17 protein-coding genes and 1 pseudogene are annotated in these 25,877 nt (G+C 72.8%); 16 read left to right on the top strand and 2 right to left on the bottom strand.

Annotation, left to right across the window (positions count from 1 at the left end; genetic code table 11):
* Positions 1-19: 19 nt before the first annotated feature.
* Complete coding sequence (locus tag E1182_RS07695; protein WP_132262442.1) at positions 20-1,006, bottom strand: N-acetylglucosamine kinase; 987 nt, start codon at positions 1,004-1,006, stop codon at positions 20-22.
* Positions 1,007-1,226: 220 nt separating this feature from the next.
* On the opposite strand from E1182_RS07695, the pseudogene E1182_RS31995 reads away from it, so the two are divergent.
* From E1182_RS31995 to E1182_RS07665, 6 genes and pseudogenes are all read left to right on the top strand, one after another.
* A pseudogene (locus E1182_RS31995) lies at positions 1,227-1,751 on the top strand (SIS domain-containing protein); the annotation flags it as partial.
* 707 nt (positions 1,752-2,458) lie between these two features.
* Positions 2,459-3,964 (top strand): alpha-N-arabinofuranosidase, encoded by a 1,506-nt coding sequence (locus E1182_RS07685; protein ID WP_132262438.1) that lies wholly within the window; start codon positions 2,459-2,461, stop codon positions 3,962-3,964.
* Positions 3,965-4,078: 114 nt separating this feature from the next.
* Positions 4,079-5,857 carry a hypothetical protein gene (locus tag E1182_RS07680; protein WP_132262436.1) on the top strand — a complete coding sequence of 593 codons (1,779 nt, stop codon included), beginning with the start codon at positions 4,079-4,081 and terminating at the stop codon, positions 5,855-5,857.
* Between the two features lie 199 nt (positions 5,858-6,056).
* Positions 6,057-7,352 carry an ABC transporter substrate-binding protein gene (locus tag E1182_RS07675; protein WP_132262434.1) on the top strand — a complete coding sequence of 432 codons (1,296 nt, stop codon included), beginning with the start codon at positions 6,057-6,059 and terminating at the stop codon, positions 7,350-7,352.
* 72 nt (positions 7,353-7,424) lie between these two features.
* Positions 7,425-8,393, top strand: coding sequence for a carbohydrate ABC transporter permease (locus E1182_RS07670; protein WP_132262432.1), 969 nt, complete (start codon positions 7,425-7,427; stop codon positions 8,391-8,393).
* A 1-nt stretch (position 8,394) separates the two neighbouring features.
* Positions 8,395-9,276, top strand: a complete 882-nt coding sequence (locus E1182_RS07665) for a carbohydrate ABC transporter permease (RefSeq protein ID WP_132262430.1) — start codon at positions 8,395-8,397, stop codon at positions 9,274-9,276.
* A 20-nt stretch (positions 9,277-9,296) separates the two neighbouring features.
* Here E1182_RS07665 and E1182_RS07660 read toward each other — a convergent pair whose 3' ends face one another.
* A complete protein-coding gene (locus E1182_RS07660; RefSeq protein ID WP_132262428.1) occupies positions 9,297-10,034 on the bottom strand; it encodes a GntR family transcriptional regulator in 738 nt (245 codons plus the stop codon).
* 197 nt (positions 10,035-10,231) lie between these two features.
* On the opposite strand from E1182_RS07660, the gene iolC reads away from it, so the two are divergent.
* The 10 genes from iolC to E1182_RS07610 all read left to right on the top strand — a co-directional run bounded on the left by iolC (position 10,232) and on the right by E1182_RS07610 (position 25,857).
* Positions 10,232-11,179 (top strand): 5-dehydro-2-deoxygluconokinase, encoded by a 948-nt coding sequence (gene iolC / locus E1182_RS07655; protein WP_132262426.1) that lies wholly within the window; start codon positions 10,232-10,234, stop codon positions 11,177-11,179.
* On the top strand, positions 11,172-12,074 hold the full coding sequence (locus E1182_RS07650) for a deoxyribose-phosphate aldolase (RefSeq protein ID WP_132262424.1): 903 nt from the start codon (positions 11,172-11,174) through the stop codon (positions 12,072-12,074). Before iolC ends, E1182_RS07650 begins: the two co-directional genes overlap by 8 nt.
* Positions 12,071-12,907, top strand: a complete 837-nt coding sequence (gene iolB, locus E1182_RS07645) for a 5-deoxy-glucuronate isomerase (RefSeq protein ID WP_132262422.1) — start codon at positions 12,071-12,073, stop codon at positions 12,905-12,907. The genes E1182_RS07650 and iolB overlap by 4 nt, the downstream gene beginning before the upstream one ends.
* Positions 12,904-14,769: a 3D-(3,5/4)-trihydroxycyclohexane-1,2-dione acylhydrolase (decyclizing) gene (iolD, locus tag E1182_RS07640; RefSeq protein ID WP_132262420.1), complete on the top strand. Its 1,866-nt coding sequence runs from the start codon at positions 12,904-12,906 to the stop codon at positions 14,767-14,769. Before iolB ends, iolD begins: the two co-directional genes overlap by 4 nt.
* Positions 14,766-16,262 carry a CoA-acylating methylmalonate-semialdehyde dehydrogenase gene (locus E1182_RS07635; protein WP_132262418.1) on the top strand — a complete coding sequence of 499 codons (1,497 nt, stop codon included), beginning with the start codon at positions 14,766-14,768 and terminating at the stop codon, positions 16,260-16,262. The genes iolD and E1182_RS07635 overlap by 4 nt, the downstream gene beginning before the upstream one ends.
* Positions 16,263-16,341: 79 nt before the next feature.
* Positions 16,342-17,241, top strand: coding sequence for a TIM barrel protein (locus tag E1182_RS07630; RefSeq protein WP_132262416.1), 900 nt, complete (start codon positions 16,342-16,344; stop codon positions 17,239-17,241).
* Positions 17,238-18,320 (top strand): Gfo/Idh/MocA family protein, encoded by a 1,083-nt coding sequence (locus E1182_RS07625; RefSeq protein ID WP_243706083.1) that lies wholly within the window; start codon positions 17,238-17,240, stop codon positions 18,318-18,320. Before E1182_RS07630 ends, E1182_RS07625 begins: the two co-directional genes overlap by 4 nt.
* A 101-nt stretch (positions 18,321-18,421) precedes the next feature.
* Complete coding sequence (locus E1182_RS07620; protein ID WP_243706082.1) at positions 18,422-20,284, top strand: phosphatase PAP2 family protein; 1,863 nt, start codon at positions 18,422-18,424, stop codon at positions 20,282-20,284.
* A gap of 19 nt (positions 20,285-20,303) precedes the next feature.
* Entirely contained in the window at positions 20,304-21,449 is a 1,146-nt protein-coding gene (locus E1182_RS07615) for a Gfo/Idh/MocA family protein (protein WP_132262412.1), read from the top strand.
* Positions 21,450-21,504: 55 nt separating this feature from the next.
* Positions 21,505-25,857 (top strand): glycoside hydrolase family 38 C-terminal domain-containing protein, encoded by a 4,353-nt coding sequence (locus E1182_RS07610; protein WP_132262410.1) that lies wholly within the window; start codon positions 21,505-21,507, stop codon positions 25,855-25,857.
* Positions 25,858-25,877 lie beyond the last annotated feature (20 nt).

Genomic DNA, 25,877 nt, shown 5'->3' with positions numbered 1-25,877 from the left:
GTGGTGGGCGGGGTCATGATCAGGCGGCTCCTTCGGTGGTCGGGGCTTGTCGCGCGGCGAGGACGAGGGCACCGTCGACCGGGGGATTGGTGAGCACCCGCAGGGTCAGCTCCGGCGCGTGTACCCGCAACCGTTGCCGTATCCGGGTCTGCAGCGAGGGCTGCGCAGTGAGCACCCCGCCGGCGCCGACGACGTCCGATCCGCGCGCGCCGCGCCGCCGCACGGCCGCCAGGTTGCGGGCCAGGACGTCCGCGGCCTCCTCGACGACCGCGCGGGCGACCGGTGAACCCTGGTGCAGCGCGTCGAACACCAGCTTCGCGTGCCGCCCCCAGGCGTACGGGCCCTCCTCGGACACCGCCAGCGCCAGCTCCGCCGGCGTCCGGACGTCGTACGCCGCGCAGAGCAGGGCCATCGCCGGATCGGCGGTGGCCGCGTCAGGGCCGCCCTCGTCGGCCAGCCGCAGCCCTCGGCGCACGGTGTCGCGGACCAGAGCGGGGGCGCTGCCGTCATCGGCGAGCAGGGCGCCGTACCCGTCGGCGGTGACGACCGTTCCCCGGTCGTCGGTTCCGATGGCGATCGCGCCGGTGCCGACGATGAGCTGCAGACAGTGCTCCAGCCCGGCGGCCGGCCCGAGCAGTTCCGCGTCGTTGACGACGCGGACCGAGCCGGGCAGGCGCGCGGTCAGCTCGGCGGTGGCGACGGCGCGCTGCTCGGCCGTGTCCAGGCCGTGCAGGCCGACGACGACCCGGGGCTGGCGGTGTTCCGGGGCCACCTCGCGGACGAGGGCGGCGAGCCGGTCGTGGTTGGTCGGATCGGAGAAGAGCGACCCCCGGCGCCAGTCGGCGGAAGGAACCACCACGTCGCGCCGCTCACCGTCGGGGCCGACGACGGCGACGTGCGTCTTGGTGCCGCCGACGTCGACGCCGACGAGCGGGTGGTCGGCTGCATCACGTCGCGCCCGGGGATCGGGCGGTGTGGCGGCGACCTCGGTGCGGTCCTCGGACACGGTGGACCCAACCCTTCGTGCGACGGGCCATCAGTCTCGCCGACACCACCGACGGCATCCCCCGGGGCCCCGGCGACCAGGCGTGAGGACCAGAGATACCACCAGGCGGTCCCCACGTCGGCAAGTTGTGATGTCGATCATCCCGCTGGTCGTGTTGTCCCGGATCGCCCCGCCCTGAATCATGGGTTCCGACCTCGATTCCGGCCGGAGGGACTGACGGGTGGACCACGAGCACTCTTCTCGCCCGGCGCGCCGGACGAGGGCCGAGCCCACGGGGGTCGCCACGGTCGCCGGTTTCGTGCAGGAACAGCCGGCCGCGGCGCGTCGGGCCGGTGCCGTGCTCGGGCCGGCCGTGGCCCGGGCGCGGGTCCGCCTCGGCGACCCGTCGCTGCTGCGCCGGGTGCTCCTGGTCGGCTCCGGCACGTCGCATCACGCGTCCCGGATCGCCGCCGAGGCGTTCGCGGCCGCCGGGCGGCAGGTGCGCGCGATGGTGCCCTCGGACGCGGCCTACGCCCCGGACCTGGATCCCGGCCCCGACCTGCTCGTCGTGGGGGTGTCCCAGTCCGGCGGCAGCACGGGCACCCTCGGCGTGCTGGACCGGGCGCGGGCGGCGGGAGCGCGTACCGTCCTCGTCACGGGAGAGCCGACGGCCGTCCCGCCACCGTTCGACGCGGTGCTCGACGTGGGGTGCGGCCCGGAACCCGTGGGGGCCAAGACCAAGGGTTTCACGGCGACCGTGCTGGCGCTGCTCGCGCTCGGGCGCGGTCTGGACGGCGTCGATGACCAGGTCCCACGCGCGGTGGGCGGGGAGCTGCCGGAGCTGCTGTCGGACCTGCTGGTTCGGGGCAGCGTCGCGGCCGAGCGGCTGACCGCGGCCGGTACGCCCGGCGCGGTGCACGTGGTGACCTGGGGCGTCTGGCGACCGGTCGCCGACGAGGGCGCGCTGAAGATTCTGGAGACCTCACTTCTGCCGGTGGAGGTGTGGGACGTCGAGGAGTTCCTGCACGGCCCGCACCGGCGGCTCAGCCCGGGAAGTCTGCTCGTCGTGGTCGGCGACCAGGATCCCCGTGGCCGGCGGGCCGACGCATTGGTCAGGTTCGTGCGCTCGCTGGGCGCCCGGGTGCTCGACGTCCGCGCCGGAGGCCGGGACGTGGTGGAGCCGGCGTACGCCGCCGTCGCCCTGCCGGCGGCCGGCGGACCCCGCGCCGAGCAGGTGCTGCCGGCGGACCCCGCGCCGAGCAGGTGCTGCCGGCGGTGGTCCCCCTGCAGTTGCTGGCCCTGGCGCTCACCCGGGCACGGGGCCTGCGTCCCGAGGCGGACCCGTTCCCGGACTTCCACCGGTTGCTCGGCAGCAAGACCACCGGTGCCACCGTCACCCGGCCCGTCCAGCCGCACGGCGCGCGCCGTGCGGCAGGTACCTGATCCAGACCCCAGCCACCCAGGGAGCCCGCCATGGCCCGTGCGCACCTCACCCTCGACCCGGCCTTCACCATCGGACCGGTCCGCCGGCGGCTGTTCGGCGGGTTCGTCGAACACCTCGGCCGCCACGTGTACGACGGCATCTACGAGCCCGGGCACCCGAGTGCCGGCCCGGACGGTTTCCGGCGCGACGTCGTCGAGCTGGTCAAGGAGCTCGGTGTGACGACGGTCCGGTACCCGGGCGGCAACTTCGTCTCCGGGTACCACTGGGAGGACGGTGTCGGCCCGGTCGCCGAACGTCCCCGCCGGCTCGATCTGGCCTGGCACTCCACCGAGACGAACGAGGTCGGGTTGCACGAGTTCCAGCACTGGCTCGAGCTGGTGGGCAGCGAACTCATGCTCGCGGTGAACCTCGGCACCCGAGGGCCGCAGGAGGCCCTCGAGCTGGTCGAGTACGCGAACGTCCCGGCGGGCACCGCACGCACCGCACAGCGCGCCGCCAACGGCAGGCAGGAGCCGTTCGGGATCACCATGTGGTGCCTCGGCAACGAGATGGACGGCCCTTGGCAGCTCGGGCACCGCAACGCCGAGGACTACGGCAAGCTCGCCTCGATGACGGCCAAGGCGATGCGCCAGGTGGACCCGCGCCTGGAACTGGTGGTGTGCGGGTCGTCGTCGCGGAGTATGCCGACGTTCGGCGAGTGGGAGCGCGTCGTCCTGGAGCACACGTACGACGACGTCGACTACATCTCGTGTCACGCCTACTACGAGGAGCGCGACGGTGACCTCGCGAGCTTCCTCGCCTCGGGTGTCGACATGGACGCGTTCATCGAATCGGTGGTGGCGACCGCCGACCACGTGCGCGCGCTCAGGCGTTCGGACAAGCGCATCGACATCTCGTTCGACGAGTGGAACGTCTGGTACCTGTCCCGGTGGCTGGAGCAGTCCCGGACCTTCACCGTCGACGACTGGCCGGTGGCGCCGCGCCTGCTGGAGGACGTGTACTCGGTCGCGGACGCGGTGACCGTCGGTGGCCTGCTCATCTCGCTGCTCAATCACGCCGACCGGGTCGCCTCGGCAAGCCTCGCGCAGCTGGTCAACGTCATCGGGCCGATCATGACCGAGCCGGGCGGGCCGGCCTGGCGGCAGACGACGTTCTTCCCGTTCTCGGTGACCGCACGGGCGGCTCAGGGGAGCGCGCTCCGGGTCGCCCTCGACGCCGACCCGGTCACCACTGCCGCGTACGGTGACGTGCCCGTGGTGGCCGCGGCGGCGACCTTCGACGGTTCCTCGGTGTCGGTGTTCCTGCAGAACCGGAACCTGACCGAGGCGACCTCGGTGACGGTCGACCTGGGCAGGTTCATGCCGTCGCGGGTGGTCGCGGCGCGGGGCGTCTGGGACGAGGACGTCCACGCCGTGAACGACCTGCGCCACCCCGAGCGGGTGGGGCTGCGGAGCAACGACACCGCGGCGCTCGCCGACGGGACGCTCACCATCGAGCTGCCTCCGGCGTCGTGGACCGCGGTGACGGTCGCCTGACATCGACGGGCCTCACCTCGGTAGCGTTCCCCGCACACCACCACCCAGGAAGATCGTTTTAGGGGGCTTGCGGATGACGCGGACGACCTGCCGGCCCGGCCCGGGGCGCGCCCGGTGACGGCGCCGATCGATCACACGTTCGTCGTCCGGGTGCGTGCCGCCCTGGCCGCGCAGGTCCGCTCGATCCTCGCCGAGGCGGAGGCCGAGGCCGAGGGGAGCGGGTGGCGGGACCTGCAGCACCGCCAGCTCGCCGAGCGGATCAAGGCGCTGGTGGCGGCGACGCACCCGGTGAACGACCCGGACGGGACCTGGGCCGGCACCGACCTGTTCGGTCCCGCCCGGCGACTCGCGGTCCGGCTGGGCGAGCTGCAGGGCGCGAGCGGCCTGTTCACCGGCGGCGACAACGTCGACTCCCCGCCCGACTCGGCCTTCAGCGTCAACGACCTGGCCGAGGCACTGCTGCTGCTGCGCGCGGACACCCCGTCGGCCGGCGACCGGACCCTCGCGGAGCTGTTGGAACGGCTGCTGACAGCTGCGGTCCCGGCGTTGGTCAGCGGCGGCGTCCACACGCCGAATCACCGCTGGGAACTCTCCGCGGCCCTCGCCCGGCTGTTCCTGGTCTCCCCGGAACCGGCACTGGCCGCACGGGTCGACCAGTGGCTGGCCGAGGGGATCGACATCGACGCGGACGGGCTCTACTCGGAGCGCAGCCCCAACTACGCGGCGTACGTGTCCAATCCCTCCCTGCTCACCATCGCCGCGGTCTTCGACCGTCCGGACCTGGTCGACGCCGTCGAACGAAACCTGGACGCGACCCTCGACCTGCTCCTGCCGGACGGATCGGTGGAGACGGTGATGTCCCGGCGGCAGGACCAGAACCACGCGTTCCCGCTGTCGGCCTACCTGATTCCGCTCCGCCGGATGGCGCTGCTGCGGGGTCGCGGTGACCTGGCCTGGGCCGCCGGGCTGGCGCTGGAACAGGGGGTTACCTTGCCGGCCGACGCGGCCGCGCGGTTGGTGCTGGATCCCGACATCGCCCGGGTGCTGCCCGCGCCCGTCCGGCCGGAGCGCCCGCGTCGGCGCGTATTCGAGGCCGCCGGCCTGCTGGTGGACCATCGTCCGAACAGCACGACCGTGCTGTTCGGCGGTTCGGACCATGCACGCCACGAGCGGATCCGCTCGGGGCTGGCGAACTCTCCGACGTTCCTCCGGCTGTTCGCCGGGGCGGCGGTGCTGGAGAGCGTACGCCTCTCTCGTACCTTTTTCGGCAAAGGTCCGTTCCGGGCGGGCGGCCTCACGGTCGAGCCCGATCCCGCGGGGGAACCGACCGTGACTCTGGCCGAGACCGTGACCGCCTCCTACTACCAGCCGCTGGCCTCCCCGGACCGCGACTCGCGCGGCGCGTACCGGCTCGTCGACGAGGGGCGGTTCAGCGCGGCCATGGACTTCGGCCGGCGCGGCCGCGACGACGTCGCGCTGACCACCGTCGTCCGGGCCAGGCTGACCGCGGCCGGGGTGGAGCTGACGCTCGACCTGACCGGCGCCGTGGTGGACTGGGCGCTCGAACTGGCGTTCCGGCCCGGGGGCACCCTGACCGGAGCCCGCCGGCTCGACGACGACCGGTGGCAACTCGACGTGCCGGCGAGGGTCGGGGCGGCGCCGGTCACCGCCAGCTATCGATTCGGCCGTGACGAGATCACGATCGACCTGGTCGAGGCCTCGGACGGGCAGGATGGTGCCTGGTCAGCCGCTTGTTCGGCACCGTCGTACGAGCCCGGCGAGGAGTATCGCTTCCTCGGGGGCACGGATGCCGCCACCGGGACGCGGCTGTACCTCGTGGGGCGGGTTCCGGCCCGCCTCCGGATGCTGATCAGCGCGGACCGGCCGGCCTAGGCCATGTTCCGTCGATCATCGGCCGGGCTGCGGCGCGTCCGGGCGACGACCACCCGGGACCGCCAGCCGCCCGCGTAGGACGTTCATTTGTCAGGACAATAGGACAACCGTCGAGAGCTGTACATCCTGCCATTGACGGGTAAGCGCTTGCCCGTTAACGTCCGTCGCCACTAGGGCGTAGATCACCAAGGAGACAGTCATGAATATATCCCGGACGGCCAGGAGAGGACTGCGGCGCTGGCGGTGGCTGCCGATCGGCGTGGCCATGGCTGTCGCCCTCACGGCCTGCGGATCGGAGGCGGACAGCGGTGGCTCGGGAGCCAAGAAGATCACCTTCTGGCTGTCCACCTCGGCCCAGCTCGACGGCTACAACGACCTCGCCAAGCAGTTCGAGGCCAAGGAGGGCGTCGCCGTCGAGATCGTGAACGTCCCCTACGACGGCTACCAGGACAAGTTGCGGCAGTCCGCGCAGGCCAACTCGCTGCCCGACGTGGCCAGCGTGCCGTCGCTGGACCCGATCTGGATGAACCAGCTCCAGGACCTGAGCGGGACCGCGAACAACCCGGACAACAAAATCAAGAAGGAGCTGGTGAGCGAGAAGGACGGCAAGGTCCTCGCCATCCCCTCCGACGTCACCGTGGCCGGGCTGTTCATCAACAAGAGCCTGTTCGACAAGGCCAAGGTCAGCTACCCGACCGACCCGTCCCAGGCGTGGACCTGGGACCAGTTCCTCGCGGCGGCCACGAAGGTGCGCACCACGACCAACGCCAAGTACGACTTGGTCTACGACGCCTCTCCGGCGCGGATCCGGGCCTTCATCTACACCCACGGCGGCAAGGGCTTCCAGCTCGGCGAGGACGGCAAGTACGCCACCCCCGACGCCGCCACCGTGCAGGCGCTGACCAAGTTCAAGTCGCTCAACGACGACAAGGTCATGCCGAAGTCGGTCTGGACCTCCGGCGGCGACCCGAACGCCCTGTTCAAGAGCGGCCAGGTGGTCGCCTACTACTCCGGCGTCTGGCAGGTCGCCGACTTCGCCGAGGGCATCACCAACTTCGAGTGGGCCGCCGCGCCGACCCCGGCCCAGCCGGTACACGCGACCGACATCAACAGTGGCGGCAAGGTGGTCGCGTTCAACAACGGCAACGCCGCGGCAGCGGCCAAGAAGTGGGTGGACTTCCTCTTCCAGCGGGACAACTACACCAAGCTGTCGGAGGCCAACGGGTACCTGCCGGTCGCGTCCGGCCTCAGCCTGAACTACCCGTTCAAGCAGAAGGCCGCGCTGGACGCCTTCGCGCTCTACAACAAGGAGATCGAGCTCGCCGACCCGATCTCCGCCTCCGGTCAGGCCGCCGGCACCAAGCTCAACCTGGACGGCAAGGCGATCCAGAAGGACCCGACCAAGGACGAGATGGCCAAGTTCCTCAACGGTGAGCAGGACGTCAACAAGACCGTCGAGAACATCGTCAACGGACTCAACGCACAACTGAGCTGACGCCTCGTCGCGGCACCCGCCGGCATCGTCGGATGCCGGCGGGCACCGCACGTCGGGAAGGGGAGAGCACCAATGGTGGACAGCATCCACCCGCCGGCCGAGGCACCGCGGGTCGTCGACGTGCGGCGGGGACCGGAGCCGGCGCGACCGCGCCAGAGCCGATGGCGCCGGCGACGGCTGAACAGGTACACCGGTGCGCCGCTGGTGCTCATCTCGGTCAACCTGCTGCTGTTCGTCGCGTTCTTCGTCTGGCCGGCGGTCACCGGCCTGGTGTACTCGTTCACCAGCTACACCGGCGTCGGCCCAGCGCCCTACGTCGGGCTGGACAACTACCAGCGGCTGCTGGAGGACGAGGCGTTCTACGCCGCGTTGACCCGTACGCTGATCTTCACGGCGGGTGTGGTGCCGCTGACCATCGTCCTGTCCCTGGGTACGGCGGTTCTGCTCGTCACGGACTACACCAGGGGCAAGACCGTGGCCCGGGTGATCTTCTTCCTGCCCTGGCTGATCTCGCCGATCATCGCGGGCGTCATCTGGCGCTGGCTGTTCGGTGAGAACTTCGGGTTCGTCAACTACGTCATCATCTCCCTCGGCGGCGAGGCGGTGCCCTGGCAGTCCGACGCGAACCTGTCGCTGTTCGTCGTCATCATCGCCGCGGCGTGGGGCAACACGGCGTTCAACATGCTGCTGTTCGTCGCGGCGCTGAAGAACGTGCCGACCGCGTACTACGAGGCGGCGTCGCTCGACGGGGCGGGTTCGTGGGACAAGTTCCGCAACATCACGCTGCCGGCGATCGCGCCGACGACCTTCATCGTGGTGCTGCTGAGCATCCTCGGTTCGATGAAGGAGTACGCGCTGTTCGCGTCGCTCAACGACGGCGGTCCGGGCACTTCCAACCACCTGCTCGTCCAGTACATCTTCACGAAGGGCTTCGAGCGGGCCCAGGTCGGCTACGCGAGCGCCGCGTCGTTCGTGCTGATGTTGATCCTCATGGTCGTCGCGCTCGTGCAGCTCGCCATGGGCCGGCGGAAGGAGTCCTGAGATGGCGGTCACCACGAGCACCCCCCGCCCGTCGGCGCTGCGCCGGAAACGGCCCAACGCGCCGGGCGAGCTGTCCAAGAGGTTCTGGGCGACCAGCGTCATGTGGCTCCTGGTCGTCGCGTACGGTTTCCCGGTCCTGTGGTTCCTGCTGAGTTCGTTCAAGCCCGCGGGCGAGCTGTTCTCGTACCCGTTGACGTTCTTCCCGGACCAACCGACGATCAAGGGCTACACCCAGGCGTGGACGAGCTTCGACGTCGCCACGTACTTCGTCAACACCCTGATCGTCGCGGTCTCGGCCACGGTCCTCACCATCGTGGCCAGCGCGGCCTGCGGTTACGCGCTGGCCAAGTACAACAACTGGTGGGTCAGGGCGTTCACGGTCTGCGTGCTGGCCACCACGATGCTGCCGGGCGAGGTCATCCTCGCGCCGCTCTTCCTCGTCGTGCGCGATATGGGTCTCTACAACAGCCTGGCCGCCGTGGTGGTGCCGGCGGTGATCACCGCGACCGGCACCTTCATGTTCCGGCAGTTCTTCCTCACCGTGCCGAACGACCTGTTGGAGGCGGCGCGCATCGACGGCGCGGGCGAGCTGTCGACGTTCGTCCGGATCATGCTGCCGCTGTCCCGGCCGATCATGCTGACCCTGGCGATCTTCTCGTTCCAGTGGCGCTGGAACGACTACATCTGGCCGCTGGTGGTCCTCAACGACCCGAACAAGTTCACCCTCCAGATCGGCGTCGCGTCCATCGTGGGCGCGCAGAACGTCAACTGGTCGGTCCTGCTCGGCGCCTCGGTGCTGTCGATGGTCCCGCTGGTCGCCATCTACCTGCTGTTCCAGAAGTACGTGATGGACGCCGACATCAACGCCGGGCTGAAGGACTGAGCCCGATGGGTCCGGGCCGGTCAGCGGTTGTAGACGGTGACCTCGATCGCGTAGTGGTCGGCCCGGTACAGGTGGTCGGCGTACTCGACCGCGCGTCCCTCGCCGTCGAACGCGGTGCGCTGCATGCTGATCAGCGGAGCGTTGTGGCCGATGTCCAGCAGCCGGGCCTGGGCACTGCTCGCCGACCGCGCGGTGATCTTCTGCCGGGCGATCGCCGGCCGGCCGTTGCGTTCGCCGAGCAGCCGGTAGAGGCCCTGCTCGGCGAGGTCGGCGGCGGTGATGTCGTCGAACCGCGCCGGCAGCCAGTTGCGCAGGATGGCCAGCGGCACCCCGTCGGCCAGCCGCAGCCGCTCGCAGTACAACAGCCGCTCGCCGGTCGGCACACCCAGTTGCCGGGCGGCGTGCCGGTCCACGCAGTCGGCGTCGAAGCGCAGCACCCGGGTCTCCGGTTGCCGGCCCGCGGCGGTCAGGTCGTCGTGCAGGCTGGTCAGGGCCACCCGCCGGCGCACCGGGGTGTCGTTGACCCGGGTGCCGACCCCGCGTTTGCGGCTGAGCATCCCGTTCTCGACCAGTTCCTCGATGGCCCGGCGCATGGTCGGCCGGGACACGTTCAGCGACGCGGCCAGCTCGATCTCGTTGGGCAGCAGTTCGCCGGGCACCAGGTCACCGGCTTCCACGGCCTCCGCCAGCCGGCGGGAGATCTGGAAGTACAGCGGGATGGGGCTGTGCCGGTCGATGGTGATGCGGGGAATGGGCATGGAGGGGCACCTTCCCTTCCGGGCTGACAATCGACGCACTTTGTCACCCAGTTAGAAAGAATGTCAAGACAAAAGCTTGACGTGTCGCGACACCACGACCGAAGCTTGCTCGCACGCACCGCGGTGCCCGGCCGAAACGCCGCCACGATCCCGGCGCAACCGGCCGGACCTGCGACGGAAACATCCTGGGGAGTCCGATGGAACGCTTCGACGTCATCTCGATGGGCCGGGTGGGGGTGGACCTCTATCCCCTCCAGACGGGCGTCGGCCTTCCGGACGTGTCGACGTTCGGCAAGTTCCTCGGCGGCAGCGCCACCAACGTCGCGGTCGCGGCGGCCCGGCACGGCCGACGGGTGGCGGTGATCACCAGGACCGGCCGGGACCCGTTCGGTGAGTTCGTCCAGCGCGCGGTGGCCGAACTGGGCGTGGACAACCGGTACGTGACCGCCGTCCCCGGTCTGCCCACGCCGGTCACCTTCTGCGAGATCTTTCCGCCGGACCACTTCCCGCTCTACTTCTACCGGGAGCCGAAGGCACCGGACCTGGCCATCGAGCCCGACGAACTGGACACCGCCGCGATCGCCGCGGCGGGCGTGTTCTGGTCCACCGTCACCGGCCTGTCGCAGGAACCCAGCCGCGCCGCGCACCACGCTGCCTGGACCGCCCGCGACCGGCGTCCGCTGACCGTGCTCGACCTGGACTACCGGCCGATGTTCTGGGCGTCGGCCGAGGCCGCCCGCGAGCAGATCCGGCAGGCACTACCGCACGTCACCGTGGCCGTCGGCAACCAGGAGGAGTGCGCCGTCGCGGTGGGCGAGACGGACCCGGACCGGGCCGCCCGGGCGCTGCTCGACGCCGGCGTGGAGCTGGCGGTGGTCAAGCAGGGCCCCCGGGGTGTGCTCGCCCGCACCCGGCACGAGTCGGTCGAGGTGCCACCCACCCCCGTCGACGTGGTCAACGGACTCGGCGCCGGTGACGGGTTCGGCGGCGCCCTCTGCCACGCGCTGCTCGCCGGCTGGTCACTGGAGCGGACCCTGCGCTTCGCCAACGCGGCCGGGGCCATCGTCGCCTCCCGGCTGGAGTGCTCCACCGCGATGCCGACCACCGCCGAGGTGGAGGAACTGCTGGGAGTGCGACATGGCTGACGACCTGGACTTCACCGAGCTGCGCCAGCTGCGCGCCACCCGACCGGAAGCCGTACGGGAGGCCGCCGCCGCCCGCATCCGGCGGCCGCTGCTCGGCCCGGACGGCCGGCTGATGCTGGTCGCGGCGGACCACCCCGCGCGCGGCGCGCTCGGCGTCCGCGGCAACGGTGCCGCCATGGCCGACCGGTACGACCTGCTGCGCCGGCTCGCCACCGCGCTGCGACGTCCCGGCGTCGACGGCGTGGTCGGCACCGCCGACGTCCTGGAGGACCTGCTGCTCCTCGGCGAGCTGGACGGCAAGGTGGCCATCGGTTCGATGAACCGTGGCGGCCTGCAGGGCTCGGTCTTCGAACTGGACGACCGGTTCACCGGGTACGACGCGGCCGGGCTGGCGGCCATGGGGTTCGACGGCGGGAAGATGCTCACCCGGATCGACCTCGACGACAGCGCCACCGTCAGCACCCTGGAGGCCAGCGCCAACGCCGTCTCCGAACTGGCCGCCCACCAGCTCATCGCCATGGTCGAGCCGTTCCTGTCCCGGCGTGACGCCACCGGCCGGGTGGTCAACGACCTGAACCCCGCGGCGGTGGCCCGGTCGGTCGCGATCGCCAGCGGCCTCGGCGGCACCAGCGCGTACACCTGGCTGAAGCTGCCGGTCGTGCCGGACATGGCGGCGGTGATGGCGGCCACCACGCTGCCGGCCCTGCTGCTCGGCGGAGACCCGGTGGAGCACCCGGAGGAGACCTACGCCCGGTGGCGGCAGGCGCTCGCCGTACCGGGGGTGCGCGGCCTGGTGGTCGGCCGCGCCCTGCTCTACCCGCCCGATGGTGACGTGGCCGCCGCGGTCGACGCCGCGGTCGGCCTGGTACGTGCCGACACGGAGGTCGCCGCATGACCCCCGACGTGACGCCGGAGAACGCCGGCTGGGGCTACTCCGGTCTGCGCATCGTCGAGCTGCCCTCCGCGGGGACGTTCCGCTGCGACACCGGCGAGGACGAGGTGGTGGTGGTGCCGTTGGCCGGGTCCGCCACGGTGACCGCGGACGGGCACCGCGCGGACCTCGCCGGCCGGCAGAGCGTCTTCGCCGGCCCCACCGACGTCGCGTACGTCCCCCGGGACAGCAGCCTGACCCTGACCGGCACGCCGGGTGGTCGGTTCGCGTTGGCCACCGCCCGGGCCCGCCGCCGGCTGCCGTTCCGCCACGTGCCGCTCGCGCAGGTGCGGGTGGAGCTGCGCGGAGCCGGTTCCTGCTCCCGCCAGGTGAACAACTTCGCCACCCCGGACGTGCTGGAGGCCGACCGCCTCATCGCCTGCGAGGTGCTGACCCCCGGCGGCAACTGGTCGTCGTACCCGCCGCACAAGCACGACGAGGAACGGCCGGGCGAGTCGGTGCTGGAGGAGATCTACTACTACGAGGTGGCCCGGGGTGGTCCGGCCTACCAACGGGTGTACGGCACCGACGAGCGGCCGATCGACATCCTGCGCGAGGTCCGCAGCGGCGACGTGGTGCTGATTCCGCACGGCTGGCACGGCCCGTCGATGGCCGCGCCCGGCTACGACCTCTACTACCTCAACGTGATGGCCGGGCCCGGCGCCCGGTCCTGGCTCATCTGCGACGACCCGGCCCACGCCTGGGTGCGCGACACCTGGGTCGACCAGGTGGTCGACCCGCGACTGCCCTTCACCCCGCAGGGCGGTTCCCCGACGGTGGACGGAGGAGGGCGATGAGGCTCACCGTGGGCCAGGCGACCGTGCGGTTCCTGGCCGCCCAACGCACCGAACGCGACGGTGTCGAGCACCGGCTCTTCGAGGGCTGTTTCGGCATCTTCGGCCACGGCAACGTGGCCGGCCTCGGGCAGGCGCTGCTGGAGGCGGAACTCGCCACCCCCGGCGCGCTGCCGTACCGGCAGGCCCGCAACGAACAGGGCATGGTGCACGCCGCCGTGGGGTTCGCCCGGATGCGCAACCGGCTGTCCACGCTGGCCTGCACGGCGTCCATCGGGCCCGGCGCGACGAACATGGTCACCGGGGCCGCCCTGGCCACCGTGAACCGGCTGCCCGTGCTGCTGCTGCCCGGCGACGTCTTCGCCACCCGGGTCGCCAACCCGGTCCTGCAGGAACTCGAGGACCCGCGCGGCGGTGACATCAGCGTCAACGACACCTTCCGCCCGGTGTCGCGTTTCTTCGACCGGGTCTGGCGGCCCGAGCAGCTGCCGGCGGCCCTGCTCGGCGCCATGCGGGTGCTGACCGACCCGGCCGAGACCGGGGCGGCCACCATCGCCCTGCCACAGGACGTGCAGGCCGAGGCGTACGACTGGCCGGAGGAACTGTTCGCCACGCGGGTCTGGCACGTGCCCCGTCCGGTGCCCGAGCCGGCCGCCCTGTCTCGCGCCGTCGAGGTGCTGCGCGGCGCCCGGCGACCGCTTATCGTCGCGGGCGGCGGGGTGATCTACGCGGAGGCCACCGAGGCACTGCGCCGGTTCGCCGAGGCGACCGGGATCCCGGTGGCCGAAACCCAGGCCGGCAAGGGCGCGCTGCGGTACGACCACCCGCTGTCCGTCGGCGCGATCGGCGCCACCGGCACCACCGCCGCCAACGCGCTGGCCCGCGAGGCCGACGTCGTGCTCGGCATCGGCACCCGGTACAGCGACTTCACCACCGCCTCCCGCAGCGTCTTCGGCGCACCCGGGGTCCGCTTCGTCAACGTGAACATCGCCGCGTTCGACGCCGCCAAACACTCCGGTGTCGCGCTGGTGGCCGACGCCCGAGCCGCCCTGGAGGCGCTGACCGAGGCGTTGTCCGGGTACCGCACCGACGCCGCGTACCAGGAGGCGGCCGGACACCTGGCGGCGCAGTGGGACGCCGTGGTGCAGCGGGCCTACCACCTCGGACACGGGCCGCTGCCCGCCCAGTCGGAGATCATCGGGGCGGTCAACGACTGCGCCGAGGCCCGCGACGTGGTCGTCTGCGCCGCCGGGTCGATGCCCGGTGACCTGCACAAACTGTGGCGGTCCCGGGACCCGAAGAGCTACCACGTCGAGTACGGCTACTCCTGCATGGGCTACGAGATCGCCGGTGGCCTCGGGGTGCGGCTGGCCGCCCCGGACCGGGACGTGTTCGTGCTGGTGGGCGACGGGTCGTACCTGATGATGGCGCAGGAGTTGGTCACCGCCGTGCAGGAGCACGTGAAGCTCATCGTGGTGCTGGTGCAGAACCACGGCTTCGCGTCGATCGGCCGGCTCTCGGAGTCGGTGGGCGCCCAGCGGTTCGGCACCGCCTACCGCTACCGGGGTGACGGCGGACGCCTCGACGGCGACGTCCTCCCGGTCGACCTGGCCGCCAACGCGGCCAGCCTCGGCGCCGACGTGCTCCGGGTCGCCACGGTGGCCGGGTTGCGCGACGCGCTGGCGAAGGCCAAGGCCGCCGACCGGGTGACGGTGATCCACGTCGACGCCGACCCGGGCGTCGACGCGCCGTCGAGCGACGCGTGGTGGGACGTCCCCGTCGCCGAGGTGTCGGACCTGGACACCGTCAGGTCCGCGCGGAGCGCGTACCTGACGGCCAAGAAGGCGCAGAGGAGCTACCTGTGAGAACCATCCAGCACTGGATCGACGGCGCGGCGACGGCGGGGGTCTCCCACCGCACCGCCCCGGTGTTCAACCCGGCGACCGGCGTGCCACAGGCCGAGGTGCTGCTCGCCGAGGAGGCCGACGTGCGGGCCGCGGTCGCCGCGGCGGCCCGGGCGTTCGAGGACTGGCAGGACGCCTCGCTGTCCCGCCGCACCGGCATCCTGTTCGCCTTCCGGCAGCTCATGTACGACCACCTGGACGAGCTGGCGGGCATCGTCTCCGACGAGCACGGCAAGGTGCTGGCCGACGCCCGTGGCGAGGTGCAGCGCGGGCTGGAGGTGGTGGAGTTCGCCTGCGGCATCCCGCAGCTGCTCAAGGGCGACTACTCCGACCAGGTCTCCGGCGGGGTGGACTCCTACACCTTCCGCCAGCCGCTCGGGGTCGTCGCCGGGATCACCCCGTTCAACTTCCCGGTGATGGTGCCGAGCTGGATGCACCCGGTCGCCATCGCCTGCGGCAACACCTTCGTGCTCAAGCCCAGCGAGCGGGACCCGTCCGCGTCGCTGCTGGTCGCGCGGCTGTGGGCGCAGGCCGGGCTGCCCGACGGCGTCTTCAACGTGGTGCACGGCGACAAGGTGGCGGTGGACGCGCTGCTCGACGCGCCGCAGGTGGCCGCGGTGTCGTTCGTCGGCTCCACACCCATCGCCCGGTACATCCACGGCCGCGCGTCCGCCACCGGTAAGCGGGTACAGGCCCTCGGTGGGGCGAAGAACCACGCGGTGGTGCTGGAGGACGCCGACCTGGAGTTCGCCGCCAACCACCTGACCGCGGCGGCCTTCGGCTCGGCCGGACAGCGGTGCATGGCCATCTCCGTCGCGATCGCGGTCGGCGCCGCCGGTGACCGTCTCGTCGAGGTGCTGCGCGGCAAGGCCACGCAGGTCCGGGTCGGCCCCGGCCGGGACGACAGCAGTGAGATGGGTCCGGTGGTGACCCGGGAGGCGCGCGAGCGGATCATCGGCTACATCGACTCGGGCGAGGCGCAGGGCGCCACGCTGGTGGTGGACGGGCGGAAGCTGACGGTCCCCGGACACGAGGACGGGTTCTTCGTCGGTCCCACCGTGCTGGACCACGTCACCGCCGAGATGGACGCCTACCGGGACGAGATCTTCGGTCCGGTCGTGGTGGTCGTCCGCGTCGACACCCTCGACGACGCGATCGCACTGATCAACGCCAACCCGTACGGCAACGGCACGGCCATCTTCACGGCCAGCGGCGAGGCGGCCCGACGGTTCCAGCGGTCGGTCACCGTCGGCATGGTCGGCATCAACGTCCCGATTCCGGTGCCGATGGCCTACCACTCCTTTGGCGGCTGGAAGGACTCGCTGTTCGGCGAGTCGCACATCCACGGACCGGACGGCGTGCGGTTCTACAGCCGGGCCAAGGTGGTCACCGCCCGCTGGCCGCACGTGGAGCACCCGGTCGTGGCGAGTCTCCAGTTCCCGACGGCCACCTGACGGCCCTGTCACCCCCTCCGGCCGCCCGCCCCCCGGCGGTCACCCTTCCGCGACGCGGACCCCTCAAGGAGACGACGGTATGACCAACTTCGCCGACCGGATCGGCGGTGCGCCCATCTCGTGGGGCGTGTGCGAGGCCCCGGGTTGGGGCGTCGAACTGCCCGCCGAGCGGGTCCTCGCCGAGATGGCCCAGCTCGGTTTCCGGGCCACCGAACTCGGGCCGACCGGTTACCTCGGCGCCGCCCCCACCGACGTACGGGAGCGGCTGCGGGCCAACGGCCTGCGCCTGATCGGCGGGTTCCTGCCCGTTCCGATGCACGTCGCGACCGACGCCGACCTCGCCGAGGCGGCCGCGGCCATGGACACTCTGGCGGCGGGTGGCTCCGAGGTCGTCGTGCTCGCCGCCCGCTCCACCGACGGCAGCTACGACCGCAAGGTGCGGCTCACCGACGCGGAGTGGGACGTGCTGTTCGCCACGCTCGACCGGTTGCAGGCGATGGCCCGCGAGCGGGGACTGACCCCGACGCTGCACCCGCACGTCGGTACCGCGGTGGAGGACCGCGCCTCGGTGCTGCGGCTGGTCGAGCGCAGTGACATCCTGCTCTGCCTGGACACCGGGCACCTGATGATCGGCGGGATGCAGCCGGCCGAGCTGATCGGGCTGGCCGCTGACCGGATCGCCCACGTGCACCTCAAGGACGTCAACGCGGCGGTGGCCGCGGCCGTGGCGACGGGGGGGACGAGCTACCTCACGGCCGTGCGCGCCGGTCTCTACACGCCGCTGGGCGACGGGGACCTCGACATCGCCACCATCGTCGGCGACCTGGAGGCGGCCGGGTACGGCGGCTGGTACGTGCTGGAACAGGACGCCGCCCTGTCCGAGGTACCGCAGGCGGGCGCCGGCCCGGTGCACGACGTACGGCGCAGCCTGGACTTCCTGCTCGCGGTGGGTGCCGAGTTGCCGGGGGTGGCCCGGTGAGCCGGGTCGGTGGGGCCGGGTTCTCGTCGGCGGCACCGGGATCGACGGTGTGGCGCAACACCCGGCCGGTCACGGTCGGATTGATTGGCGCGGGTGTCATGGGCGCCGACCACGCCCGGCTGCTCAGCGGGTCGGTTTCCGGCGCGCGACTCGGCGGGGTCTGCGACGTCGACGAGACCCGGGCCCGCCGGGTGGTGGAGGGGACCGGCGCCCGGGTGCTGCCCGACCCGTTCGCGCTGATCGCCGACGACGACATCGACGCCGTGCTGGTCGCCTCGTCGGACCCGACCCACGAGGCGTACGTGCTGGCCGCCATCGCCGTGGGTAAGCCGGTGCTCTGCGAGAAGCCGCTCGCCCCGACGGTGGACGGCTGCCAGCGGATCATCGACGCCGAGACCGCGTACGGCAGTCGGCTGGTCACCGTGGGCTTCATGCGCCGCTACGACCCCGGGTACGTGGAGCTGAAGCAGGCGCTGGACGACGGTGTGATCGGCGCGCCGCTGGTGCTGCACTGTGTGCACCGCAACCCGGCCAACAGCCCCGGCCAGCCGAGCGCCGCGGTGATCACCAACTCGGCGGTGCACGAGCTGGACGTCAGCCGGTGGCTGCTGGGGGAGGAGATCGTCGAGGCGACCGTGCACACCCCCCGGCCGGCGGCTGCGGCGGGCGGCACCGCCGACCCCCAGCTGCTGGTCCTGCGGACCGCCTCGGGCGCCCTGGTGGACATCGAGGTCTTCGTCAACGCCGGGTACGGCTACGAGGTGCGGTGCGAGCTGGTCGGCGAGTCGGGGACGGTGGAGCTGGGTATGCCGTCGCCGACCGTGCAGCGGCGTGCGGGCGTCATCGCCCGGCCGCTGGCGATGGACTGGCGGCCCCGGTTCGCCGAGGCGTACCGGCGCGAACTGCAGGACTGGGTCGACAGCGTCCGGCTGGTGGCACCGGCGGCGTTCTCGCCCGCCGCGACGGCCTGGGACGGCTTCGCCGCCACCTATCTGGCGCAGGCCTGCGTCCGGGCACTCGAAACCGGGGCGCCGGTCACCATCGACCTGCCGAGCCGCCCCAAGCTGTACGAGCCGTAACCGGTGCCGCCCCCGCACCGGCCTCGGTCGTACGCCGTCCCCCGATCCCGCTGGAGTGATCACTGATGCCCGAGCGCGCCACCGCACCGCACCTCCGACCCGTGAGCCGCCGGAGCCTGCTGCGCCACACCGCCGCCGTCTCCGCCGGACTGCTCGGCGGGCCGACGGTCCTGTCCTGGCTCGCCGGTCCCGCGGTGGCCGCCGCGGCGAAGGCGTTCGTGGACGACTACCGGACCAACACCACCGCCAACCTCACCGTCGACACCAACGCCGCGGTGCGCATCCTCTCCGGGGTGCAGCGGCTGTGGCAGACCGGACCCACCTGGGACACCGGCGTGCCGCTGGCGCCCGAGGTGCTGCGGGCCAACGTGCGCTACTGCGCGGCGGTGACCGCGGCGCGCACCGAGGCGCAGGCCGCCCGGGCGTTCATCTGCGACCGCCAGCACCAGAGCTACGCGGTGATCGCCGGTCTCGGTGCGCTGGCCGACGTGTACAAGGCCGGCGCGCTCGCGGTCACCAGCATCACCGAGGCGCCGACCGGCACCCCGCCGACCACGATCAGCGACGCGGTGCCGCCGGGCGCGCCGCCCGGTTCCGCGATCGGCGCCGGCTCGCCCGACTCGGCGCTGGGCGCGGTCGTGACCCTGGTGAACACCGTGCGCGGCCCGTTCGCCTCCAGCAACCCCAGCAAGTTCGCCGTGCAGTACCCGCGCCCCTGGCGGATGACCGAGGACAGCGAGGTCGTCGACACCGGCGAGGTCGACGACCTCGGCTACCCGATCTACCGCACCGACGTCGTCGTCGCGCCGCAGCTGCTGCGCCAGCGCAGTCGCACCCCCGCCGACGACGGTGGCTTCCCCAGCGGGCACACCAACGCGCTGCACCTGGCCGCCCTGGCGTTCGCCTACGCCGTACCCGAACGCTTTCAGGAGCTGGTGACCTGCGCGTTCGATCTGTCCGACACCCGGATCACCGCCGGCATGCACTCGCCGCTGGACGTGGTGGGCGGCCGGGTGCTGGCCACCGCGCTGGCCGCCGCCGCCCTCAACGACCCGGCCAACGCCGAGCTGAAGGTGGCCGCGCGGGAGCAGGCCGCCACGTACCTGCGGGCGCAGACCGGCACCACCGCCGACACCCTCCTCGGGTACGCGCACCGCGCCGACGCAAGCGTCGACCCGTACGCCGACCGGGCGGCGAACCAACGGCTGGTCACCCCGAAGCTGACCTACGTCCTGCCCCGGCAGGGCCGCGACGCGCCGCTGACCGTGCCCAAGGGCGCCGAGGTCCTGCTCGAGACCCGCCAGCCGTACCTGACCGCCGACCAGCGGCGGGCGGTGCTGCGGACCACCGCGCTGCCGGCCGGTTACGCCCTGCTCGACGGGCCGGAGCAGTGGGGCCGGCTCAACCTGTTCGCCGCGGCCGACGGCTACGGCGCGTTCGAGGACGACGTCGAGGTCACCCTGGACTTGGCCGGCGGCGGCTTCCACGCCACCGACACCTGGCGCAACGACATCGACGGCCCGGGGGGGCTCATCCTGCGCGGCACCGGAACCCTCGGCCTGACCGGCGCGAACCGGTTCCGCGGCGGTGTGCGGGTGCTGGGCGGCACCCTGGCCGCCGGCTCGCCGGACGCGCTGGGCACCGGCGACGTCGAGGTCCGCGCGGGCACGCTGCGGCTGGCCCAGCCCGCCGCGCTGCACGGCGACTACCGCCAGCGCGGCGGGGTCCTCGCCGTGGTGGGGCGGCGCGGCGGGCGGGCCGCGCTGACCGTCGCCGGCACGGCCCAGATCGGTCGGGGTGCCACCCTGGAGGTGACCGTCGAGGGCGACGCGCACCTCGTCCCGGTGCTGCGGGCCGCCCGGGTGGTGGGCTGCTTCGACACCATCACGGTACGCACCCCCGGATACCGCGCCGAGCCGGTCTACACCCGCACCTCCGTACTCGTCCGCGTGCGGCGCGGCTGAACCCGGCGGCCTTCCGACCATGGTGCTCACCCCCGGACGCGCCGACCAGCCCACCGTCGTGCTGGTCGGCGCGCACGGCTACGGCCGTGGCCACCTGCAGCGGCTGGCGTGCCTGCACGCGGCCGGGCGGCTGCGCCTGGTCGGGGTGGCCGACCCGCGTCCGCTCGACGCCGCGCCACGCGCGCTGGCCGGTGCCGCCGTGCACCACGGCGACGCCGCCGCGCTCATCACCGCCGTCGAACCGGACCTGGTCGTGATCTCCACACCGGTGCACAACCATGTGGACCTCGCGCTGCTGGCCCTGCGAGCCGGCGCGCACGTCCTGCTGGAGAAGCCGCCGGCGCCCACCCTGGACGGTCTCGCCCGGCTGCTCGCGGCCCAGCGTGACACCGGCCGGGTCTGCCAGGTCGGTTTCCAGGCATTCGGCTCCGCCGCCGTCGGTGAACTGACCCGGCAGATCCGCGCCGGCGTGCTCGGCCGGGTACGCCACATCGGGGTCACCGGGCTCTGGTGGCGCGACGACGGGTACTGGTCGCGGTCGGCGTGGGCGGGACGCCGATGGCTGGATGGCCGTACCGTCAACGACGGCGCCCTGACCAACCCGTTCGCGCACGGGGTCGCCCTGGCGCTGCGGCTGGACGGCTCCGGCGGCGACCAGCCGGTCGGCGAGGTCGAGCTGGACACCTACCGGACCCGGGCGGCGCAGGCGCACGACACCGCCACCGCCCGGGTCCGCACCGCCCTCGGCACCCCGGTCACGATCGCCGTCACGCTCTGCGCGCCGCAGCCCGTCGAGCCGGTCATCGAGGTGTTCGGCAGCGCCGGCACCGCCGTGCTGCACTACACCGAGGACCGGTTGCGCACCCCGGCCGGCGACAGTACGCATCCCCGCACGGACCTGCTGGAGAACCTGCTCGACCACCTCGCCGACCCGCAGGTGCCGCTGCTGGTCCCGCTGGCGGACACCCTGGCCTTCACCCAGGTCGCCGAGGCGGTCCACCGTGGTCCGGCGCCGGTGCCGGTCGGGCAGGAGTCCCTGGCCGACCTGCCGGCGCTGACCCGACGGGCGGCCCGGACCGGTCGGCTGTACCGCGAACTCGGCGTGGACTGGGCCCGCGCCGAGCCGTTCCGGTGGACCCCACCACCGCAGCCACCCACCGGGTGACCACGAGGCAACCACCCACCAGGTGACCAGGATCGGCGACCACGAAGGACAGCACATGCGCATCAGCCAGATCGAGGGCACCGACCTGTTCCTCGGCCCCGAGGACGCGCCACGACAGGTGGTCCGGGTCACCCTCACCGCCGCCAGCGCGAGTCCACCGGCCCGGGTACGGGTCGAGGGGCCCACCGTCCGCACCCCGGAACCGGCCGTCACCGGACCGCTGACCGCCGGGGAACCGGTGACGGTGGAGGTCGGCGTACACGTCGCCGCCCCGGCCCCGGAGGGTTCCCGGCACCGGATCACGGCGGTGGCGGAGACCGCCACCGACCGGGTCAGCGCCGACGGCGACCTGCGCGCCGCCGCCACCGGCTGGACCGTGTGGATGGTCTCGCACTTCCACTACGACCCGGTCTGGTGGAACACCCAGCGCGGCTTCACCGAACTGTGGCAGCAGTTGCCCGACGTGCCCGGCGCCGACCGGCTGCGACCGCCGTTCGTCCGGACCGCCTTCGACCTGGTGCGGGCCCACCTCGACGCCGCCCGCCACGACGACGACTACCGGTTCGTGCTCGCCGAGGTCGACTATCTGCAGCCGTACTGGAACGTCTTCGTCGACGACCGGGCGGACCTGCGCCGGATGCTGCGCGACGGCCGGATCGAACTGGTCGGCGGCATGTACAACGAGCCCAACACCAACCTGACCCACCCCGAGTCGACCATCCGCAACGCGGTGCACGGCATCGGCTACCAGCGCGACGTGCTGGGCGGCGACCCGGCCAGCGCCTGGATGCTCGACGTGTTCGGCCACGACCCGTCCTTCCCGGGCCTGATGGCCGACGCCGGGCTCACCTCCAGCGTGTGGGCGCGCGGCCCGTTCCACCAGGTCGGGGCCAAGCGGCACACCGGCGACATCACCCGGATGCAGTTTCCCAGCGAGTTCGAGTGGGTGTCGCCCACCGGCCGTGGTCTGCTCACCGCGTACCTGGCCAACCACTACGTGGCCGGCTGGGACATGGAACGCAAGGAGACCCTCGACGAGGCGATGGCCGAGGCGTACGCCCAGTACCGGGAGCTGCGCAAGGTCGCCGCCACCCGCAACGTGCTGCTCCCGGTGGGTCACGACCACAACATCCCGTCCCGGTGGTGCACCGAAATCCACCGCGCCTGGCCCCGCCGCTACCAGTGGCCCCGATTCCGGATGGGGCTGCCCCGTGACTTCTTCGCCGCGGTCCGCGCCGAACTGGCCGGCGGTTCCCGCCCCGACGGCCGGCCGGTCTCCTCGCAGACCCGGGACATGAACCCGGTCTACACCGGCAAGGACGTCTCCTACACCGATACCAAGCAGGCGCAACGCGCCGCCGAGACGCTGCTGCTGGACGCCGAACGCCTCGCCACCCTGGCGCTGCTGCTCGGCGACCGTTACCCGAGCGAGGCGCTGGACAAGGCGTGGCGGCTGCTCGCCTACGGCGCCCACCACGACGCCATCACCGGCACCGAGTCCGACCAGGTCTACCTCGACCTGCTGGCCGGCTGGCGGGAGGCGTACGAGCTGGGCGACGCCGCCTGGCGGGGGGCCGCCGGTGTGCTCGCGGCCCACGCCGACACCGCCGGCGACGGCCGCGCCGTGCTGGTGGTCAACTCGCTGTCCTGGGCCCGGGACGGGATCACCCGGGTCGGGCTGCGCTATCCCGCACCCGGCCCGTCCGGGGTGGTGGTCCGCGACGACGACGGTGCGCAACTGCCCGCGGTGGCGGAGGGGGTGACGTACCACGACGACGGCAGCATCGCGGAGATCGACCTGTCGGTCCCGGTCCGCGAGGTGCCGGCGTTGGGTTACCGGGTGCTGCGGGTGGCCGACGCCGGGACCGCGCGGCCGGTCACCGGCTGGACGGCCGCTGCCGGATCCCACTCGATCAGCAACGCCGTCTTCCGGATCGACGTCGACCCGCGCCGCGGCGGCGCGCTCAGCCGCATCCTCGACCGGCGCAGCGGCCGGGAGTTGCTGCGCCCGCACGGGCTCGGCGGCGAACTGGTCGTCCAGGACGAGTACCCGGAGCACCCGCACCACGGGGAAGGCCCCTGGCACCTGCTGCCGACCGGGCCGGGCCGCGCCTTCGGCGGCCCCGCCGAGGTACGGGTCGAGCAGAGCGCCGCCGGCAGCCGGCTGGTCACCGTCGCCACCCTCGACGACCTGCGGGTCACCCGCGAGGTCATCCTCTGGCACGACGTCGAACGGATCGACTTCCGTACCCACGTCGACGGTTCCATCGGCCGGGACCGACTGCTGCGGGTCCGCTTCGACCTCGCCCTGCCCGGCGCGCTGCCCGTCGCGGAGGTCGGCTTCGCGGCCATCGGTCGCCCGTTCGGGTTCCCCGAGACCGACACCGCGCAGCACCTCTGGACCCTGGACAACCCGGCACACACCTGGGCCGGCCTGTCGTCGACGGCCCGCATCCGGCTGCACGACGCCGACGGCGGCGTCCACCAGCACGCCATCGGCGTCGCCGAGCTCGTCGCCGACGACCACCCGGAGCACACCGCGCGGGTACGCGGGCTGCTCACCGCGCTGGCCCGGCAGGGCGTCACCGCCAGCCGCACCTACCCGGACGGGCCGCGCTACGGGGCGCTGGACGCCGACTCGAACCTGCCCGACGTGCGGATCGTGCTCGGCGCGCAGAACCGGTTCGCCGAGGCCGTCCTCGCGGCAGCCGGTGACGCCTACCGTGCCGTGTTGGCCGCGACCGGACGGGTGTTCGTCCCGGCCGCCCGGCCCCGCCCGCAGGTGTGGGTACCGGGCGCGGACCTGCGTGCCCCGCGCGACCTGCCGGTGCTCATCGTCGCCGCCGACCTCGGCCAGGCCGTCGACTCCCTCACCGAGGATCTCGACGACGCGACGATCGAGGTACGGCAACCGGCGCAACTGGCCGGCGCCGACGACCCGCTCACCGACTACTCGGTGGCCCTGGTCAACCACGGCACGCCCAGCTACGTGGCGCACCACGACGGCACGCTGCACCTGTCACTGATGCGGGCCTGCACCGGCTGGCCGAGCGGAGTCTGGATCGACGGTCCTCGCCGTGGCACGCCCGACGGGGCCGGGTTCGCCCTGCAACACTGGAGCCACACCTTCCGGTACAGCCTGCTCGCCGGCCCCGGCGACTGGCGGCGGGCCGGCTTCGTGCGGGCCGCCCAGGAACTGAACCACCGGCTGCGGGCCGAGAGCGTTCCGGCGGCACCCGGCCCGTTGCCCCGGTCGGCCAGCCTCGGCTCGGTCGAACCCGACACCGTCATCCTCTCCGCGCTCAAGCCACGCGGCAATCCGGTCGCCGCCGGCCAACCCGGTGCCGTCGATGCGGCGAACGGCATCACCCTGCGCCTCTACGAGTCGGCCGGATCACCGACACCGGCGCGGGTCCGGCTGCACGGCGGGCTGGGCGACCCGACCGTCATCGACGTGGTCGAACAGGGTCCCGCCGGGCCGGCGCAGCAGCCGTCGGTCGGCTGCGACGGCGACGACCTGACCGTCGAGCTGAGCGCGACCGACGTGGTCACCGTGGCGGCGCTGCCGGTCGGCTCCGGCTCGGCCCGGCTGGATCCGGCCACGCGCAGCGAACCGGTCACCGAGGTGGTGCAGCCGGTCTTCACCCGCTACTGGTTGCACAACAAGGGGCCCGCGCCGGTGGGCAATCTTCCCGTCAGCGTGCACGTGCACCCCACCACGGCCGTGCTGCCGGGCAACGGGGCGACGGCCCCGCTGCGGGTCACCGTGGGTTCCGCGACCGTCGCCGCTGCCGGGTCGGTCGACCTCGACGTGCCCGCGGGCCTGGCGGTCACCCCGGCCGGCCCGTACCGCTACACCCTCGAACCCGGTGAGTACCAGCACGTCGACCTGCACGTCACCGCGCCCGACGCCCGGCCCGGGCGGTACTTCCTGGCCGCGCGGATCCGCGACGGGCTGGGCCAGGTCCTCGAGGACGTCCTGACCGTCACCGTGGGTGCGGAATTCGAGGACTCCCCAACGGCGGGGGAGCCACCGGCCGACCTCGACGCGGTGCTGGAACCGGTCGAGCTGGCGGTGGCACCGGGGGCCAGCAGGACGCTCACCCTGCGGCTGCACAACCGCGCCGCCGGTCCGGTCCGTGGCGAGGCCCAGCTGCTCAGCCCGTACGGCACCTGGGGCGAGCCGGGCGACGACCTGGCGACCGTCCCCTGGATCCAGGGGTTCGAGCTGCCGGCGGGGGGCAGCGGCACGCTCGACTTCACGGTGCGCGCGCCGGCCGGCGCGCGCACCGGTGGCCGGTGGTGGGCCCTGGCCAGGATCACCAGCTTCGGCCAGGTCTGCTACACCCCGACCGTCGCCCTGACCGTCGCGGCGGGCATCCCGCCGGAGCCGGACGGCCGGTCCTGAGCAGCGACACCCCCGCCCCG

The sequence above is a fragment of the Micromonospora sp. KC721 genome, assembly GCF_004348355.1.
In the GTDB taxonomy this organism is placed as follows: domain Bacteria; phylum Actinomycetota; class Actinomycetes; order Mycobacteriales; family Micromonosporaceae; genus Micromonospora.
This window is presented reverse-complemented; position numbering and strand designations above follow the sequence as displayed.

What these genes read in the sequence shown, in the direction of transcription:
- E1182_RS07685 (WP_132262438.1), top strand. Translation starts at nt 2,459, where the DNA reads ATGGCCCGTGCGCACCTCACCCTCGACCCGGCCTTCACCATCGGACCG.
- E1182_RS07675 (WP_132262434.1), top strand. Translation starts at nt 6,057, where the DNA reads ATGAATATATCCCGGACGGCCAGGAGAGGACTGCGGCGCTGGCGGTGG.
- E1182_RS07670 (WP_132262432.1), top strand. Translation starts at nt 7,425, where the DNA reads ATGGTGGACAGCATCCACCCGCCGGCCGAGGCACCGCGGGTCGTCGAC.
- E1182_RS07665 (WP_132262430.1), top strand. Translation starts at nt 8,395, where the DNA reads ATGGCGGTCACCACGAGCACCCCCCGCCCGTCGGCGCTGCGCCGGAAA.
- E1182_RS07660 (WP_132262428.1), bottom strand. Translation starts at nt 10,034, where the DNA reads ATGCCCATTCCCCGCATCACCATCGACCGGCACAGCCCCATCCCGCTG.
- iolC (WP_132262426.1), top strand. Translation starts at nt 10,232, where the DNA reads ATGGAACGCTTCGACGTCATCTCGATGGGCCGGGTGGGGGTGGACCTC.
- E1182_RS07650 (WP_132262424.1), top strand. Translation starts at nt 11,172, where the DNA reads ATGGCTGACGACCTGGACTTCACCGAGCTGCGCCAGCTGCGCGCCACC.
- iolB (WP_132262422.1), top strand. Translation starts at nt 12,071, where the DNA reads ATGACCCCCGACGTGACGCCGGAGAACGCCGGCTGGGGCTACTCCGGT.
- iolD (WP_132262420.1), top strand. Translation starts at nt 12,904, where the DNA reads ATGAGGCTCACCGTGGGCCAGGCGACCGTGCGGTTCCTGGCCGCCCAA.
- E1182_RS07630 (WP_132262416.1), top strand. Translation starts at nt 16,342, where the DNA reads ATGACCAACTTCGCCGACCGGATCGGCGGTGCGCCCATCTCGTGGGGC.
- E1182_RS07615 (WP_132262412.1), top strand. Translation starts at nt 20,304, where the DNA reads ATGGTGCTCACCCCCGGACGCGCCGACCAGCCCACCGTCGTGCTGGTC.
- E1182_RS07610 (WP_132262410.1), top strand. Translation starts at nt 21,505, where the DNA reads ATGCGCATCAGCCAGATCGAGGGCACCGACCTGTTCCTCGGCCCCGAG.